This window comes from Hydrogenophaga sp. BPS33 (assembly GCF_009859475.1).
GTDB lineage: Bacteria > Pseudomonadota > Gammaproteobacteria > Burkholderiales > Burkholderiaceae_C > Hydrogenophaga.
In genome coordinates this window covers 1,528,987-1,545,993 of record NZ_CP044549.1, presented here as the reverse complement: position 1 = coordinate 1,545,993, position 17,007 = coordinate 1,528,987, and the positions used below count along the sequence as shown (strand labels likewise).

Genomic DNA, 17,007 nt, shown 5'->3' with positions numbered 1-17,007 from the left:
CGGAACCGGAGGACCGACTGGCACACCTCAAGGTCACGTCGAAGACCAAGCGGTCAGCCTACGCATACACCTCATCGACCCGATGCATTGACGCCTGGACTGCCCCTGGTCCGGTAGACAAACCCCGCCTATCCTTGGACTGCCCCTGGTCCGGTAGACAAACCCCGCCTATCCTTTGAGCATAGGAGGAAGTGCGATGAGCACCCAGAGGTTTTCACCAGAATTCAAGGAAGAGGCAGTCAAACAGGTCGTCGAACGCGGTTACACCGTGCCCGATGTGGCCGCCCGTTTAGGCGTGTCAGCACACAGTCTGTACAAGTGGGTCAAGGCCGTTGCGCCAGACAAGTCCGAGCAGCAATCCAAGGAGTTGCTGGAGGCCAAGAGCGAAATTCTTCGGCTGCGTGCCCAGATGCGCCGCATTGAAGAGGAGCGCGACCTACTAAAAAAAGCCGCGCAGTACTTTGCCAGGGAGCCCGAGTGAAGTACCGCTTCATGATCGAACATCGTCATGAATTTGCCCTGAGCCTGATGTGCAGGGTGCTGCAGGTGGCGCGCGCAGGCTTCTATGCATGGCTGCAATGCCCGCAGTCCGAGCGGGCCAAAGACGACGCTCGGCTGCTTGAAATGATTCGAAATTCATACGCAGCAAGTCACGGCGTCTATGGTGCTCGGCGGGTGTTTGCAGATCTTCGCGAGGCGGGTGAAACCTGCGGCCTGCATCGTGTGGAGCGCCTCATGCAGCGCCACAAGATCAAGGCTGTGCGTGGCTACAAGAAGCCTCGATCGATTGCAGGAAGACCCTCCCTCATTGCGCCAAACCACCTGCAACGCGAATTCACGGTGGACGCGCCCAACAAGGTCTGGGTCACCGACATCACCTACATCCGGACCTGGCAAGGCTGGCTGTATCTGGCGGTGGTCTTGGACCTCTACGCCCGCAAGGTAGTGGGCTGGTCCATGAAGCCCTCGTTGAGCAGAGAGCTCGCGTTGGACGCTGTGCTGATGGCCGTGTGGCGTCGAAAGCCCCAACAGCGGGTCATTGTGCACAGCGACCAGGGCAGCCAGTACGGAAGTGACGACTTCAAGCGGTTTTGTTCAGCCCACGACCTCGAGCCGAGCATGAGCAGACGGGGGAACTGCTGGGACAATGCCGTTGCCGAGTCCTTCTTCAGCAGCCTGAAGAAAGAGCGCATCCAGAAGCGCATTTACAAGACCAGGGACCTGGCACGCTCCGATGTCTTCGACTACATCGAAGCGTTCTACAACCGAACCCGCCGCCACAGCCACCTGGGCGGCGTCAGTCCCGAAGCGTTTGAACGCGCTTCGGCTTGAGGCGACGGTTTGTCTACTAGACCGGGGGCAGTCCAAAAGCTTCAACGCGCCCCCAACAGACACCAGTCGCGAGACTGCATAGTGGCCGAGCCGGATCGCTATAGTGTTGATTGCCGTCCGTGCAATATAACAACGAATTTAGCAAACCTCGTTGAGTGCGTCTCCAAGAGCGCTGACAAGGCGGTCGATTTCGAAACGTTCAGAGATGAACGGCGGTGCAAGCTGGATCGTGTCGCCCCCGTACCTCACGTAGAAGCCCTTCCTCCAGCATGCCATGGCGATTTCATATGGCCTGCGCGCGGGCTCGCCGGGCGCTGAAGTGATCGTGATGCCCGCAGCCAGCCCATAGTTGCGGATGTCGGCGACGTGGGGCTGTCCCTTTAGGCCGTGCACGGCCTGCTCGAAATGAGGTGCCATTTGGCGCACGCGCCCCACGAGATCTTCCTTCACAAGGATGTCCAGTGCTGCTAACCCTGCCGCACACGCGACCGGATGGGCGGAGTAGGTGTAGCCATGCGGGAATTCGACAAGGTACTCCGGACCGCCCGTAGCCATGAAGGTGTCGTAGATGTCACGGCTGGTGATGACGGCACCCAAGGGCTGGGCGCCGTTGGTAATTTGCTTGGCGACGTTCATTATGTCGGGTGTGACGCCGAAAGCCTCTGCCCCTGTCATTGCGCCTGCGCGGCCAAAACCGGTTATCACCTCGTCGAAGATCAACAGGATGTCATTGGCCGTGCAAATCTCGCGCACGCGATTGAGGTAGCCTTTCGGAGGAATGACAACACCTGCCGAACCAGAGAACGGCTCGATAATGACCGCCGCAATATTGCTCGCATCGTGTAGTGCAATGAGGTCGAGCAGGCGGTCGGCGAGTGCTTCACCGCCGAGCTCTGCCTCGCCGCGTGAAAACGCATTGGATGCGAGCAGAGTGTGTGGCAGGTGGTCGGCATCGACAGCATGCCCGAAGAACTTGCGGTTTCCTCCAATGCCGCCGACCGAGATGCCCCCGAAGTTCACGCCGTGATAGCCCTTCTCGCGCCCGATCAGGCGGGTTTTTGATGCTTGGCCCTTCGCGCGCCAGTAGGCACGAGCCATCTTGAGGGAAGTGTCAGCCGACTCCGAACCTGAGCCGGTAAAGAAAACGTAGTCCAGCCCGTCGGGGGTGAGCTCGCGCAGACGGTTGGCCAGCTCGAAGGACAGCGGATGGCCGAACTGGAAGGCCGGTGAGTAGTCAAGCGTTGCGACCTGGCGGCTCACTGCGTCGGTGACCTCTTGCCGGCAATGCCCGAGACCCGTGCACCACAGGCCCGAAAGCCCGTCGAAGATCTTGCGGCCGTCGGCGTCGGTGAAATAGGCGCCTTTGGCTTGCACGACCAAACGAGGGGCCTGCTTGAATTGCCTGTTTCCGGTGAACGGCATCCAGTGGGCGTCCAGCCACTGGGCGTCCATGCGAATGGGTTGAGAAGCGTTTTGCGGGATCTTAAGGTTGCTCATGGGTGCTCCAGGATGGGCGAGGGTCTGGCGATTCTTCCTATGACTCAGCTCGTGAAAAAGGGCAAATAAGACGGCCTGCTTGCAAATTTATGAAAGTAAACAACGCCTCCGCCTCCCGTTTAGGCCAACTCGGGGATTCCGATATACGTTTGCTCGAAGCCGGGAAAGCCGGAGCAGGACGCCCATGTTGGTCGCTACAACTGAACCGTCAGATACGCGGGCCTGGACCGAGCGCGGTTCGAAGCTCTCTAGCGATGCAGGACAAGGCCGCAAACTATGCCCCTGAGCGCTCGTACATGTCCTCGTCAGCTCCGCCCACGGCGATCAGGTGTAGCGCTTTTCGAGCGTGTCCCATTCGGGCTTGCCCACAAGGCGCTGGCGCTCGGCGAACGAGGCCACCAGCCCACTGGACTCCTGCACTTCCTTCTCGTCGCGCAGCATGGTAAGGGTCTTCTGCATACCGGCCACGGCCGCCTGCAGGGCTGCGTTGGCATAGAGCACGATGCCGTAGCCTAACCGGCTCAGCTCGTCAGCATTGAAGATCGGCGTCTTACCGCCGATCACCATGTTCATCAACTGCGGCGGGCCCAGGCGCTGGGGCAGCGCGCGGATCTGCTCTTCCGTCGTCACCGCTTCCACGAACAGGATGTCAGCACCGGCCTCGACGAACTTCTGCGCACGCTCGACAGCGGCATCAAAGCCTTGTGTGGCGGCGGCGTCCGTACGGGCCATGATCAGCAGGTCCGGATCATGGCGCGCGTCCACGGCCGCACGGATCTTGCTTACCGCCTCCTCAGTGCTGGTGACTTGTTTGCCCGAGAAGTGGCCACAGCGCTTTGGCGCGACCTGGTCTTCAAACTGGATGCAGTCGGCGCCCGCGCGCTCTAGCGTGCGCACGGTGTGCCGCACGTTGAGAGCGTTGCCGAAGCCGGTATCAGCATCGACGATGAGCGGTACGCACACCGCATCGCGGATGCGCGCCGTGTGCTCAGCGATTTCGGAAAGTCCCATGAAGCCTTGATCGGGCATGCCGAACCACATGTTGGTGACGCCTGCCCCGGTGACGTACACGGCTTCATAGCCCAGGTCTTCGATCACCTTGGCGGAGAGCGCATTGAACGCACCCGGCACGATCACACCGCGCCGGGCCTCGGCCAGAGCCTTGAGTTGCTTACGGGTAGACATTTACTCGCTTAGTTTCGTGTTGTCGCACACCCTCCGGGCAACTGCTCCGGGGAGCGCGACAGCGGTTTGAGAGTCCGTACGGACTCCCCAGTTTCATGGACGCAGGAGCTTGCCGATACAAGGGGCAGCCGCCACTCACATCTTGCCCGCACCTACGCGGAGCGCTGTTCTGCGACCGAATCAACAGAATCTGAGTGCGTCTATCAGGGGCACGATCGTCGGGAGCCGCTCGATATCGGACACCACATCGACGATACGGCGCGAACCGGCCTCAGGAACACACTTGGCCACGACACGCTCGAACTTCCTGACGATTTCTGCCTCGGTCAGGGGATTGGTCGGGCTCCCATGCCTGTCGGCCTTGAATCGTTCGAAGGCCCGGCCATCGTTGAGTTGCACATGAAGCCTGCAAGCGTGTCGAGCAGCTGCGCCCTCGGCATCGATCTCCGGATCGATCGTGGCGGTGATCTTCTCGATGAAGCTCAGGATTCTTTCGTCCGCGAGACGTTCCTGCGCATACTGCTCGGTGAATGCCTCGCGGTCGATGGCAATGACGGCCAGGCCATAGAAGAGATTCATCTGAGCCGCCGTGACCCCCTGGGCCTTGTACGGCCAGGCGCAATGGACGTGTGTCATCCGGCTGAGCCCCACTTGCATCTGGTCTATGGCGTCCGCATCGAAGGCATGCTCCTTCATCAGCTCGTCGAGGCAATCCAGGGCGGTGTGGATGCTCGTGACGCTTGCGTGGGGTTTATATCCGACGCTCAACGTCTCCCAGGTTTCACCCAGGCCCGACAGCAGCCGCGCGACGTTCGGCTCGTCGGAGTATGAGGTTAGATAGCCCCCGTAGGACGCCTCCAGCACGTCCAGCACGCCAGTGAAGGATTCCTTCGCCAGGAATGCCGCATATACCCCGCTTTGCGCGGCGCGCCCACTGTGAAAGCGCTTCACCATTGCACCTTCCTGCGCCGCCATCAGCCCACCGGCCTGAGAGCCGACGATACCCAATGCATGCTGAAACTGGTGGGCTGGCAGACCGAGTGCGCGAGCCGCCGATGCGGCCGCGACGAAGACGCCCGAAGTGCCCTGGGGGTGAAATCCTCTGAAAAAGAGACTTGTCGTGGCCGCGCTTCCGACCCGATGCCCCACCTCATAGCCGGCCACCATAGCCGTCAGGAAATCCGCGCCGCTCATCGCCTGTTGCTCTTCGGCCATTGCGAGTGTTACGGGAAGCGCGATGGAACCGGCGTGCACGACCGATTCCTTGTGGATGTCGTCGAGCTCGAACGCATGCCCAGCCGTGGCATTCGCCAGCGCTGCCAGCGCCGCCGATGACCGCCTTGCCTGTCCCAGGATCGTCGCGACCGGTTTGCTATCCTCGCGCAGGCACATGTCCGCCACAATCCTGCTCCACGGCAACGTCGCGCCGTGAATGCAGCACCCTAGGCTGTCGAGAAGGCTCATTTTCATTCGGGAGACCACTCCCGTGGGGAGATCTTCGAAGCGGAGATTCGCACCGAACGTGGCGAGCGCTTCGGTGGGGGAGAACTGTTCAGATTGATTCATTTCCACTACTCAATGGGAAGGTCGCGACGGCGTCTGATCGCGTGGGCCGTCGGGCACGCAAAGAAGGCGCGCCAGCGGCAGAAGGTCCGGAGCATCCTCGAGCTGCGTCACCAGAGACAAAATTTCCGTCAACTGGCGCTCGGGAACCAGCGGGCCCAGCAGCGTCATAAACTTTGTACGCACGGCGTCATCGCTCATCGGGTTTTCTTCCATGCCGGTGTAGTAATCCACCTTTTCCTCGAGCTGGCGGCCGTCGCTCATTACAATCCGCACGCGCGCGCCTCGTGTCTTCGGCCACTCGCTATCGCAGACCTCATCCCGCTCCAAAGCGATACGCTCCATCAGCGCCCGAATGGCCGGGTCCCTAAGGGTTTCTGGTGTGTATTCCGAGAAGCCGTTTGCACCGCGCAGCATGCGAACTGCAAGGCCAAAGCGGGCGCTGAACTGAGCACTCGTGATGTCCGTCGCTTCAGCAGAGATATGGGACAGCGCGCGCGAGTGCGTTCCCATGGTGATCGACTTCACCGCAGCCGCGTCCATACTGTGCTTCCACATCAGGTTCTGCAGCGCCTCGATGCCGGAGTGCATGCCTGCGCAGCAACAGTAGGCCTTGAACCCAGTGCCCGTCACCACAGGAAAGTCGGTGCCCAAGCCGCGAGTCAGCCGACCAAGGTCGCAACTGTCCGCAAACACGTGACATATTCCGTGCTTGCCTTCCAGGATCGTCGCAGGCCCCGTGATCCCGTGTTTCGCGAGCAGCACCGATCGAACTCCCGCCGCAGCAGCAATCCCCGCATGTACCCGCTTCACGCTGCCTCCGCCCTGGTCGTATTCGATGGTCCCAGAAGCATGGCTGCCGGCGATCGACATCGCATGGACCATGAGGCCGGCGTCGAGCCGGTGTAGTTTTCCGGCGGCAATCGCCGCTCCGAATGGACCGGTGACCGACGTCGCCGCATGGAAGCCCTTTTCGGCACAGGAAGGCATGATGGCGTGATTGATGCGCCCCATGACCTCGTAGCCGGCGACCACCGCGGTCAGCAGATCGCGCCCTGAACCAGCCTGGGATTCGCAAGCCGCGATAGCAGTCGGAATGACGACACACCCGGGATGCGACTGCCCCCGGACGTAAAGGTCGTCGATCTCGAATCCATGACCGAAGCAGGCATTTGCGAATGCTGCGAGCTCGAGGCGGGTTTTCGTGCCGAAGTACGCAACGGTCGAATTTCCCTCGACGCCACCCCAGTCCAGAACATAGTCCAGCACCGAGCGGCTCCAAGGCAGTGTGGCCGCTCCAAGCATGGCGCCGATTTGGTCGAGGATCAACAGCTTCGCCTTGCTTACTACTTCCTTTGGGATGGAATCGAACGCAAGTTCAGAGGCGAACCGCGCCAGCTTTCGTGTTTCTTCCATTGATGGCCTCAGTCGATGACGGGTTCGCTGACGGCGTTGCGAGCAGCAATGCGCCCCGTGGCCAGGCACTCGCCGATGTTGCCTGCTCCCTGGTATAGATAGCCGAAAATCGATCCCAGTTCGCCAGCGCTGTAGAGCCGCGGAATCGGTTCGCCATCGGGCGCAACCACCTGGGCGCGAGCGTTTCGCCGCGGCCCTCCTTGTGTGTTGAGCAGCGAGGCCACGAGCGGAACTGCATAGAAGGGCCCGCGCTCGATCGGGTTCAGCATGCGCGTGCGGCCGAAATGGTCGTCCCGGCCATTGGCGCATATGACATTCCATTCATCACATGTCCGCTTCAGCGCCTGAGGATCCAGGCCGAGAACTTCTGCGAGGTTCTCGATGGAATCACCCTTCTTGATCCACCCCTTGTCGAGCTCGGCGACGTTGTCGTCGCTCCACTGATACCGATCGACCACACGACTCCAGTTCATTCGCGGCTCCTTGTCGTAGATCGGTCCATCCGAGAACAGGGCATGGTCAAACACCATATACATGGCTGTGGGCAGCGCGAGCGTGTGCCACTCCCCACTTCGGCGGACCTTACCGTGCAAAGTCTTGTACTTTTCGTCGGTAAAGCGGCGGCCGTCGGGACCGACCACAATCATTCCCCCGCGCTGCTCATGGCTGAAATGCAGCGCTGTCATCGAAAAGGTGCTTTGGTATTCGTTGACCTTGAGCGCCATCGAAGGACCCGCGAAGTTTTTCATATGCCAGAGATCGGCACCGACTGCCAGCGCCATGTGAACACCGTCACCTTCGTTATACGGCGTTCCTGAGGGATAGCAGGCAGACACGCCGGGCAGATAGTCGCGAATCATCGACTGATTGTTCTCAAAGCCCCCGCAAGCCAGAACAACCGCCTTCCTGGCGCGAACCGTGATGGGCTGGCCGGCGCAGCTTGCCTGAACGCCAAGAATTTCCCGGGACATACCCTCTTGAATGAGCTTGCTCGCGCGCGCGTCGTAGAGCACCTCGATGGATCGCTCCGCGACAGCGCCTGCCAGAAAATCCCATGTATGAGAGTAGCCTGTCCGAGGGCCGTGGTGGAACTTTCGGACGCATTGCGAGCCCTTCAGCTCAGGAAACTCAATGCCGACCGGTTGGTGATGGTGCTCCTCGGGCGTCGCCCCTATGCTTCGCATCCAGTCATTGTTCTGACTGCATTCCATTACCCATGCCCGAACATGGTTCTGGGGCAACTCTTCGCTGCCGGCTAGAGCGTTCAGATAGTCAACGGCGTCTTCGACTCCATCAACGTTCAGATAGCCCTGACCTGAAACGCGCGTATTGCCGCCTTCGAGGCCCTTCGGCGCCTTCTCCAGAATAATCACCTTGGCGCCCATGTCGTGAGCCGCAATGGCCGTCGCGGCGCCGGCGCCGCCGAAGCCGATCACGACAATGTCCGCTTCGGCGTTCGCTTCAAACAATACTTCCGATTTCATCAATCTTGCTTTCTCAGTAATGTGCCGTGCAGGCGGCAAAGGTCCCTATTAGCGGCGGCGCAGCTCGGAGTTTTCGAGGAGTCGTGTGTACTTGACGCGCTCCGCTGCCAGGAACTTAGCGAACTGCTCGGCGTTGAGAAACTCGGGCTCGATGCCCATCCTCTTGAGTTGCTCGATGAACTGGGCCGACTCGGCAGTCTCCTTGACCGCGGAATGCAAGACGGATCGAACCGTTTCCGGCAGTCCCCGTGGTCCATGCACGCCGTACCAGTTCGCAAATTCCATCCGCTGAACTCCCTGTTCGGCGAAAGTGGGTGCGTCGGGGAGGTAGCTGAGCCGGGTTGGACTGGTCACGCCGATAACGCGGAATTTGGTGCCGTGCAGTACTGCGTAGGCGGCAGGCAACACGCCAAGGTTGACTTCCCCGGACAGCACTGCGTTCAGAGTCGGTGCGCCGCCCTGATACCGGACGTGGAGAAGCTTGCTGCCAGTCTCGGCGGAAAGCGCCGAAGCGATGAGGTCGGTGATGCCACCGAACAATCCTATCGACACTTCTCCCGGTTGCTGCTTCACGCGCTTCAGGACCTCGTCAAGATTGGTTGCAGCAAACTTATTGCTGGCCACGAGGATGAAGGACGACTTCGCAAACAAGCCGAGTGGCTCAAGGTCCTCTCTCGGGTTGTATTGAAGCTTCGCATGCAGCAGATCATTCAGGACCATGGTTCCCATCGAGGTCACGATCAGGTTGTAGCCATCGGGTTGCGCCTTAGCGACATAGGCGGTGCCGATGATTCCCTCGGCTCCGGGCTTGTTATCCACGACGACGCTTTGCCCGAGCCGGTCACCGAGTTCTTTGGCGAACGCGCGCGCAGCGCCGTCAGTTGCAGATCCGGCGGCCCACGCATGAACCAGGCGAATGGTGCGATCCGGATATTGAGCAAATGCATGCGCGCCGAGCAACGGCGTTGCCAGTAAGAGTGTCATCACCCGTAACCACAACGACCTTCGAAAGGCTACTTTTCCTTTTGTAGCTTGCTGACGTGACGTATCCGACATAGCGTGGCTCCTTCGATAAAAGACCAAAAATCGGCGTGTAACCGACTGCAAAAACTCGACTCCGAGCAATGAAAGGTTACCGCGAGTGGATGTCTAGGTGATGGTATATTCTCATTCATGCATTGCCATTTGGATATGGTTTTAGAGAGGTAAGGACCGTGACTTTGCAACAACTTCGGGCCATTTGCGAGATCGTCGCAAACGGCTTCAGCGTGACTCGGGCGGCCGATGTGATGTGCACGACGCAACCTGCAGTTAGCAAATTGGTGGCGCTGATCGAGGGTGAACTGGGAGGAGAGATATTCGTCCGCTCGAGAAGCCGGATCATCGAGCTCACCGAATTGGGTGAGGAGGTGATCGTGCTGGCCCGACGGATGCTGAATGACTCGACGGCGCTCGGCGACATTGCCGCAGAGCGGTTTCAACAGACTAAGGGCGTGCTTCACATCGCTACCTCCCATGCACATGCACGGTATGTGCTGCTTCCTGCGATCAAGGTATTCCGGAAAACTTACGAGGAGGTGGACCTCGTGCTTAAGCAGCAGACGCCGTCGGGCATCGTGGCCATGGTGTTGTCCGGGGAGTGCCAGTTCGGGCTGGGCACGCTTCCGACGCGCATGTCCGATGACATCGTGGCACTGCCCGCTTATCCCATTGAGCGTTGCATCATCACCCCGCTCGGGCACCCGTTGACGAAGTGCAAGAAGCTCAAACTCGAGGATGTGGCGAGGTATCCGCTGGTCGGCTATGAGCAGGTCGCTGCGGCGGGACGTGCCGTGATGGACTCGTTTCGCCAAGCCGGTCTCCGCCCCCGCACCATCATCCGTGCCCCGGATGCCGACTTCCTGAAGGGCGCCGTTGCCGCAGGTCTAGGCGTCTCGATCATCCAGTCGACAGCCCTCGACCCCGATCAGGACAGCAACATTGCAATCTTGCCCGCACGGGGTTTGTTTCCTGCCACTTCCGCCTATCTCACACTAAGGAGAGGGAGCTTCCTGAGAGGATATACCTACGATCTCATCAGCCTGATCGCCCCCAGTCTGTCACGCGCAGACATTCAGGAGGCGATGAGACGCAATTGAAACTGACCAGGGGCCGCCGTGTCAGGCTTGCAAGTACGCCGAAAGTTCCCTGAGGTCGGCAACGTTTTCCAGAGACAGAACCGCAGTCGCTAGCTCAGCCGCCCGTTGCGGCGAGATGACGGGATCCGCGAGTCCGCGAAACTTGTCCACGATTTCCTGGCGGGTGCGACGATTGTTCGGGCCGTCCGGAGGGAAGTCCTGCCGCTCATAGAAACGGCGCCCGTCCTTCAGGACTACCTCTACACTGGAGGGGAGAGCCTTTTCGTCGCGCTTGTAGAAGTCGAAGAACTCTTGCTTGAACACGGGCTTGACGCGTTGTACGAGGTCGAGGATCTCCGGATTGTGCAGTTTCTCCGGTGTGTACTGGCTGGGCCCCGCTGCCTTGTCGAAGCAGGCAACGGCGATCGAATACGGCAGGCTCAATTGCCCGTCGAGCGTCGTATTCGGCCGGAAGGCTTTTTCAGACATGCGCTCCTGACGCATGTGACCTACCGTGATTTCCTCGATCTCCTGCGGTCCGAAGCCATGTTCGCGGATCATTTGCAGAATGATCGCCAGCGCGGTATGCAGCCCACTGCGACATGCAAACAGTTTGATCTGCGTGTTCTCGATCTCAAAAATGGTTCCAAGATTGGCCGTCAGTCGCTCTGGCTTGGCGCCATCGGTATAAGCACCCAAGACGCCGCTCTGGCCTTCGAAAACGCTGGCGGGTCCGGTGAAGCCGGCTTCGGACAAAGAGGCTGCGAGGACCCCATGACAGGCGCCCAGGCCGGCCTGCAGGCGCTTGGTCATGGCGCCGTCTTGCCAGTACTCCATGAGGCCCGAGGCACAGCTCCCCGCCACGCCGAGAGACCATACCAGTTGCTTTTCGCTCAACCCCAGCACCAGCCCAGACGCGATCGCCGCGCCAAACGGGCCACAGGTCCCTGTGGGGTGGAAGCCGCGCTTGCGGTGATTCAGCGGCTCTAGTGCCATCCCCACACGTGTCAGGACATCGAAGCCTGCCGTGAGCGCTACGATCGCCGACTTTCCGCTGGCGCCAGAGTCCTCCGCCGCCGCGAGGATGGCGGGAACAAGAACACCCGCAGGATGCGTGATGGACTCGTTGTGGACATCGTCGAAGTCGAACGCGTGCGCAGCGACACCGTTCAGCAGCGCAGCATTTGTCGGCGACACTTTCAGGCGAGTCCCGATCACCGACGATTCGCCGGAGCCGGCACGCACGGTGCGTGCCGAGCGGGCAATACCGGCCCACTCGGAGGACGCACCATTGAGTGCCACGCCGATGGTGTCAAGAAAAACCTCCTTGGCCCTTTCTCTCACTTGCTCTGGGATGTCTTCGTAGCGAAGGCCGGCGGCATAGTTGGCCAAGACTTCGGCAAACTGGGGATGTTTTTGATTTTCGGATTTCATTAGTAGGCCTTTACTCTTTGCTGATGCCGGAGGACTGAACGATCTTCCCCCAGCGCGCGTGTTCGGCGCGCACGTACCGAACGGTTTCTGTCGGAGAACTCGTCAGGGCTTCGAAACCAGCGGCGCGCAGTTTTTCCTTGATCTCGGGTCTCGTCAGGATCTTCGCGAACTCAGCAGCTAGTCGCTCTTGAAATTTTGCGGGCGTTCCTTTGGGCGCGGCGATGGAATACCAGCTCACGGATTCGAGCGCAGGAAAGCCGGCCTCTGCAACGGTGGGCACATCCGGCAGTGCCGGGAGCCGGGTCGGCCCGGTCACGGCGAGACCGCGGAGCTTGCCGTCTCGTACTGGCCCGAGCACCGTTGCAGGGGCAACATACATCATCTCTACATGTCCGCCCAGTACGTCATTGAGAGCTGGACCACCGCCCTTGTATGCCACATCCATCATGGTCGCACCGATGGCCTGGCTCACCAATACTCCGGTCAATCTTGAATTGAGCGAGGTCGACGCGTAGGAGATCGGGGCAGCCTTACTACGCGACCTCGCTAGCGCCACCATCTCCTGGAGGGTCGTGACGCCAAGCTTGGGCCCGGAGGCGATCAGCAGTGGCTGCGCGCTGAGAAGCGTCACGTGTTCGAGGTCAGTCAGCGGGTCATAGCCGATGTTGTTGTAAGCCCAGGGATTTTGCGCCATGGATCCGAGAAAGCCGAGCAATATCGTGTGCCCGTCGGGCTTGGCCCGAGCCACCGTCGCAGATGCGATTGCTCCCTGTGCACCGCCCTGGTTCTCAATAAGCACCGGCACGTCGATGGCGGCAGAAAGATCCGGTGCCAGTGTGCGTGCCATCATGTCGCCAGCGCCGCCCGCCGGAAACGGAATAACCCATTTGAGAGGCCGCACGAACAGTCGATCGGCCGCAGTGGCAACAGCCGGTGGAAGGCAAGCGACTAAGAGCACAAAAAGCAATCTGATCATTCGATTTCTCCTATTGAGTTGCAGCCATCCGATCAGCACGCAGCTTCTCGGTCTCCGCCCGGTCGAGCCCGAGCCGGGAGAAAACGACGCCATACACGTTCCGTGCCTGCTCGATGGAGACAAGGCCGCTGGAGACGTCGCTGGCAACGCTTTCGGGATCCCGTCGCAAGGGATTGCCAAAGCCGCCGCCACCAGGCAAATGCAGTTCGAGGCGATCGCCCGGGCCGAGAACCACCTGTCGACCGGACACGGTGAAGGGCTCGCCGTTCACCGCAACGCGTCCTAGCGGCGCGTCCAATCCTCCGCGCACTCCCGGGACCGCGTAGTGCAGGCGGCCTCCCTTTGCGCTGACAATGACGGAACCTTGCGGTGATCGGGCTCCTTCGGCAATCTTCATTGCGATGTGCTGCCCAAAGCCTCCGCGGAATTCGCCAGCGCCAGCAGAGTTCGGTGTGAGTTCCTTGCATTCGAAAATGACAGGACCGTCGGCTTCCTGAACCTCGACGGGCGTCGGCACCGTATTGCTAGGAAAGGCCAGAGCGGAGACACCGTCGGCAGTCGATCTGCCGCCCAAACCACCGCGTGCGGCACAGAACAAAAGAAATTTCTTTCCGTCAGCTGCAACGCCGGAGAATCGCTGCACCCAGATCGGTGCACCGCCGCTGGCTGCCATCGCGCAACTCGGGATCGCCTGTGCGAGTGCGCCCAGGATGATCTCCGGCAGGAACTGGGCGATACTCGCGCGGGAGTTGACCGGGGCGGGGTATTTCGCGTTAAGAATCGACCCTTCGGGCGCGCGCACGTCGATCAGACGCAACACCCCCTCGTTGTTGGGCAGTAGCGGGCTGAGGGCGCACTTGAGCGCGAACACCGTGTACGAAAGCGTGTAGGGGTAGCAAACGTTAACACCTCGCTCAATCTGGCTCGTGGTGCCGGCATAGTCGACGAGCACGCGACCGTCGCGGACGGTAACGGCCACTTTGATGTGAACAGGCTTTCCGTCGTAAGCATCAATCGTCGCTTCGCTGACGTAGGTGCCCTCTTTGCAGTTCGCGATTTTCGCTGCGACAGCCGAACTGGTTCGTTGCAGGATCTGGGCGCTGACCTCGGTCAGATCCGCAAGCCCGTATTCGGATAACAAATCGAGTGTGCGGCGCGCCATTACCTCATTGGACGAAATCTGCGCACGCACGTCGCCAACAACGTAGGCCGGTTGCCGAACGTTGGCTCGAATAAAGCGGAAAGCGGTGGCGTCTTCGACACCAGCCGCAACCAGCTTCATCGGAGGGATGAACAAACCTTCTTCGAAGACCTCCTTCGTCTCGGAGACGGCGATTCGGCCTCCGATGTCAGCTTCGTGCGCCGTGCAAATGGCGTAGGCAATAATCTTGGAGCCGTTAAAAATCGGCGTGACCACCGTGATGTCGTTGAGGTGGCCGGTGCACATCCAAGGATCGTTCGTTGCGAGGATGTCTCCTGGCGACAAAGTTTCTGGAGGGAACAATGCCCCGATCTGTTTCATCGCGTGGGGTAGAGCGCCAAGGAAACCAGGCGTTCCCAGTGTCGATTGAGCTATCAGGTTGTAGTTCTCGTCGAACAACTGGCAGCCATAGTCATTCGAATCACGGATGACGGTGGAGAAGCAGGTCCGAACCAGAGCGGTGGCGGCCTCATCGACAATGGATGCGAGCCGAGCCCAAATGACTTCGAGCTTGAGATTTACGGTAGTTGTGGTCATGCGATTGTTTCCGACTCGATCGTGATGGCGACAATGCCGTGCTGGTCGACGGTTCCCCTACCCCCGAAGTCGATGACGACCGTCGACTCTTTTTCCTCGATCAGCGCAGGTCCGGTAACCGATATTCCAGGAGCGAGGGCGTAGCGGTCATAGACGGGGAATTCGCAAAACCTCCGCTTCTCTGCGGAGAACACCGAACGCTTGCTCTTCACGGCCAGATCGGGCCTCAGCTTTTTCGGAGGCCCTGCCATCCTAAAGTCCGCTGCCGGGCAGAAAGCGACTGTCCGCAGGCTGACGATCTGCGCTGGCATCTCGTCGTAGGTTTGCCCATACAAGTTCGCATACGAGCTTTCGAAGCGTACCCTGATGTCGGCACCCGTAATCTCGGGCTCATTGGGCAATTCGACGCTCACCGAGAACCCTTGGCCGATGTAGGAGACCTCTGCGAAACGCTTGTACAGCACGTCCGCCGCTGGCTCCACAGATTTGACGGAGCGCTTGCCATCGTCCTGCATCTCTCCAAGACTCGCCAGCAGCCGCGCCTCGAGGTCCTGATCGGACAAGGGAATGCGCACCGTCCGGACGACATCGAACGAAACCGGCGAGACAAGCAGGCCCAGCGCAGAGGCAATCCCGGCCGATGGCGGAACGAGCAAGCGCCGGACCCCTAGGCGGCGCGCGAGTGTGTAGCCATGGACTGGACCACCGCCACCGAAGGCCACCAACGTGAAGCGCTCCGGGTCGACACCCTTTTCCGTCATGTGCACGCGAATCGCCGATGCCATGTTCTCGGTCACCAGATCGTGTACGCGCCACGCAGCCTGATCGATGCTCACGCCGAGTGGATCGGCTACTTCGATCGCAAGCGCCTTTCGCGCGGCATCGGCGTCCAGCTTCATGGCTCCGCCCAGGAAGAACGCCGGATTGAGGTAGCCCAGCACCACATTGGCGTCGGTCACAGTCGGCTTGACGCCGCCGAGACCGTAGCAAGCGGGTCCTGGATCAGCAGCCGCGCTCTCCGGGCCGACCTGGAGCAGTCCCAATTCGTTGATAGCTGCGATGCTCCCGCCACCGGCGCCGATCTCCATAATGTCGATGACTGGGAGACGCAGCGGAATACCACTCCCCTTCTTGAAGCGATGAACTCGGGCCGCTTCGAACGACATCGCCATGTCGATTTGACCATTACGGATCACACAGCCTTTGGCCGTGGTGCCTCCCATGTCGAAGGCAAGAACATTCTCGGAAAAACCGGCAACGGCCGCCACGTGCGATGCGGCAAGCGCTCCGGCAGCGGGGCCCGACTCGACGATGCGAACCGGGTAGGATGAGACTGTCTCGGTAGACGCCATGCCGCCGCTGGAAAGCATAATCAGCAATTTCTTCGAGAAGCCCTGATCGCGCAGCCGGCTCACCAGTCGGTCGATATAGCGTTCCACCAAGGGCTTCACGTACGCATTGGCCACCGTGGTCGACGTCCTCTCGTACTCCTTGATCTCCGGGAGGACTTCGCTCGACAGCGATACCGGTAGGCGGGGCAATCGCGCCTCAATGAAGCTGCGCAACTGCTGCTCGTGCGCCGGATTGACGTAAGAATGGAGCAAGCACACGGCCAAGGATTCCACGCCTTCGCGTTCGAGTGCCGTCACAAGGCCTTCTGCCTGCCCCACGTCCAGCTTGCAAATGATGTCTCCGTGCGCGTTCATCCGCTCGCGCAGTTCGAGCCGCATTTGCCGCGGGACCAGCGGTTTCGGGTAAGTAATAAATATATCGTAGAGGTCATACCGCATCTCACGGCCGATCTCGAGGACGTCTTTGAAACCCTCGGTGGTGATCAGCGCAGTACGAGCCCCCTTTCGCTCGATCAACGCATTGATGACAAGCGTTGTTGCGTGCAAAACGCTGTCCGTTTTTGCCAGCAGGTTCGGATGGCGTTTTGCAAGCAGGTCGATGCCGTTGAGCACGCCTTGTGCGGGGTCCGAGGGAGTGGTGAGGCATTTTTCGGAATCCACTTCACCGGTACGCTGATCCACAAGGAAAAAGTCCGTAAAGGTTCCTCCAATATCGCAGCTCAATTTAAATCGAGACTCCTGAGTGTCCATTGTTTGCGGTGCTCCATGTTTAGGTTGAGAAGCACTGTATTCAGACAAAACCATTCTTGGAAATGATTTATTCTTATCCATGTATTGCCATAAAGGCATGATTTATCGCAGCACGGTCCGGTAGGGGATGCGCCCGAGTCGCCACGTTTCGCAGCATTGGGAG

General features: G+C 60.1%; 12 protein-coding genes. 2 read left to right on the top strand and 10 right to left on the bottom strand.

All coding sequences use genetic code 11. The annotated features are described in order from the left end of the window. The first annotated feature begins 196 nt into the window (after window positions 1-196). Window positions 197-1,332 (top strand): IS3 family transposase gene (locus F9K07_RS07250; protein WP_201451459.1). Its coding sequence is split into 2 segments (ribosomal slippage): window positions 197-449 and window positions 449-1,332, totalling 1,137 coding nucleotides; the frame shifts between segments, so codons are not numbered across the junction. A gap of 138 nt (window positions 1,333-1,470) precedes the next feature. On the opposite strand, the gene F9K07_RS07245 is transcribed toward F9K07_RS07250, so the two are convergent. From F9K07_RS07245 to F9K07_RS07220, 6 genes are all read right to left on the bottom strand, one after another. Next, a complete protein-coding gene (locus tag F9K07_RS07245) occupies window positions 1,471-2,829 on the bottom strand; it encodes an aspartate aminotransferase family protein (RefSeq protein ID WP_159590794.1) in 1,359 nt (452 codons plus the stop codon). Between the two features lie 324 nt (window positions 2,830-3,153). Further along, complete coding sequence (locus tag F9K07_RS07240) at window positions 3,154-4,014, bottom strand: isocitrate lyase/PEP mutase family protein (RefSeq protein WP_159590792.1); 861 nt, start codon at window positions 4,012-4,014, stop codon at window positions 3,154-3,156. Window positions 4,015-4,194: 180 nt separating this feature from the next. Next, window positions 4,195-5,580 (bottom strand): MmgE/PrpD family protein, encoded by a 1,386-nt coding sequence (locus F9K07_RS07235; protein WP_159590790.1) that lies wholly within the window; start codon window positions 5,578-5,580, stop codon window positions 4,195-4,197. A gap of 9 nt (window positions 5,581-5,589) precedes the next feature. After that, window positions 5,590-6,993, bottom strand: a complete 1,404-nt coding sequence (locus tag F9K07_RS07230) for an MmgE/PrpD family protein (RefSeq protein WP_159590788.1) — start codon at window positions 6,991-6,993, stop codon at window positions 5,590-5,592. Between the two features lie 8 nt (window positions 6,994-7,001). Further along, window positions 7,002-8,477 carry an FAD-dependent oxidoreductase gene (locus F9K07_RS07225; protein ID WP_159590787.1) on the bottom strand — a complete coding sequence of 492 codons (1,476 nt, stop codon included), beginning with the start codon at window positions 8,475-8,477 and terminating at the stop codon, window positions 7,002-7,004. Between the two features lie 48 nt (window positions 8,478-8,525). After that, window positions 8,526-9,461: a Bug family tripartite tricarboxylate transporter substrate binding protein gene (locus tag F9K07_RS07220; protein ID WP_159590785.1), complete on the bottom strand. Its 936-nt coding sequence runs from the start codon at window positions 9,459-9,461 to the stop codon at window positions 8,526-8,528. A 230-nt stretch (window positions 9,462-9,691) separates the two neighbouring features. Here F9K07_RS07220 and F9K07_RS07215 point away from each other — a divergent pair, with 230 nt between their 5' ends. Then, window positions 9,692-10,615 (top strand): LysR substrate-binding domain-containing protein, encoded by a 924-nt coding sequence (locus F9K07_RS07215; RefSeq protein WP_159590784.1) that lies wholly within the window; start codon window positions 9,692-9,694, stop codon window positions 10,613-10,615. Window positions 10,616-10,636: 21 nt separating this feature from the next. Here the strand turns inward: F9K07_RS07215 and F9K07_RS07210 are convergent, their stop codons facing one another. Genes F9K07_RS07210 through F9K07_RS07195 form a run of 4 tightly spaced genes read right to left on the bottom strand, consistent with a single transcriptional unit; the run spans window position 10,637 to window position 16,844 of the window. Beyond that, window positions 10,637-12,028 (bottom strand): MmgE/PrpD family protein, encoded by a 1,392-nt coding sequence (locus F9K07_RS07210; protein ID WP_159590783.1) that lies wholly within the window; start codon window positions 12,026-12,028, stop codon window positions 10,637-10,639. A gap of 10 nt (window positions 12,029-12,038) precedes the next feature. Further along, window positions 12,039-13,004, bottom strand: a complete 966-nt coding sequence (locus tag F9K07_RS07205; protein ID WP_159590782.1) for a Bug family tripartite tricarboxylate transporter substrate binding protein — start codon at window positions 13,002-13,004, stop codon at window positions 12,039-12,041. A 10-nt stretch (window positions 13,005-13,014) separates the two neighbouring features. Beyond that, window positions 13,015-14,742, bottom strand: coding sequence for a hydantoinase B/oxoprolinase family protein (locus F9K07_RS07200; RefSeq protein ID WP_159590781.1), 1,728 nt, complete (start codon window positions 14,740-14,742; stop codon window positions 13,015-13,017). Further along, entirely contained in the window at window positions 14,739-16,844 is a 2,106-nt protein-coding gene (locus tag F9K07_RS07195; RefSeq protein WP_159590780.1) for a hydantoinase/oxoprolinase family protein, read from the bottom strand. The genes F9K07_RS07200 and F9K07_RS07195 overlap by 4 nt, the downstream gene beginning before the upstream one ends. Window positions 16,845-17,007: the final 163 nt, after the last annotated feature.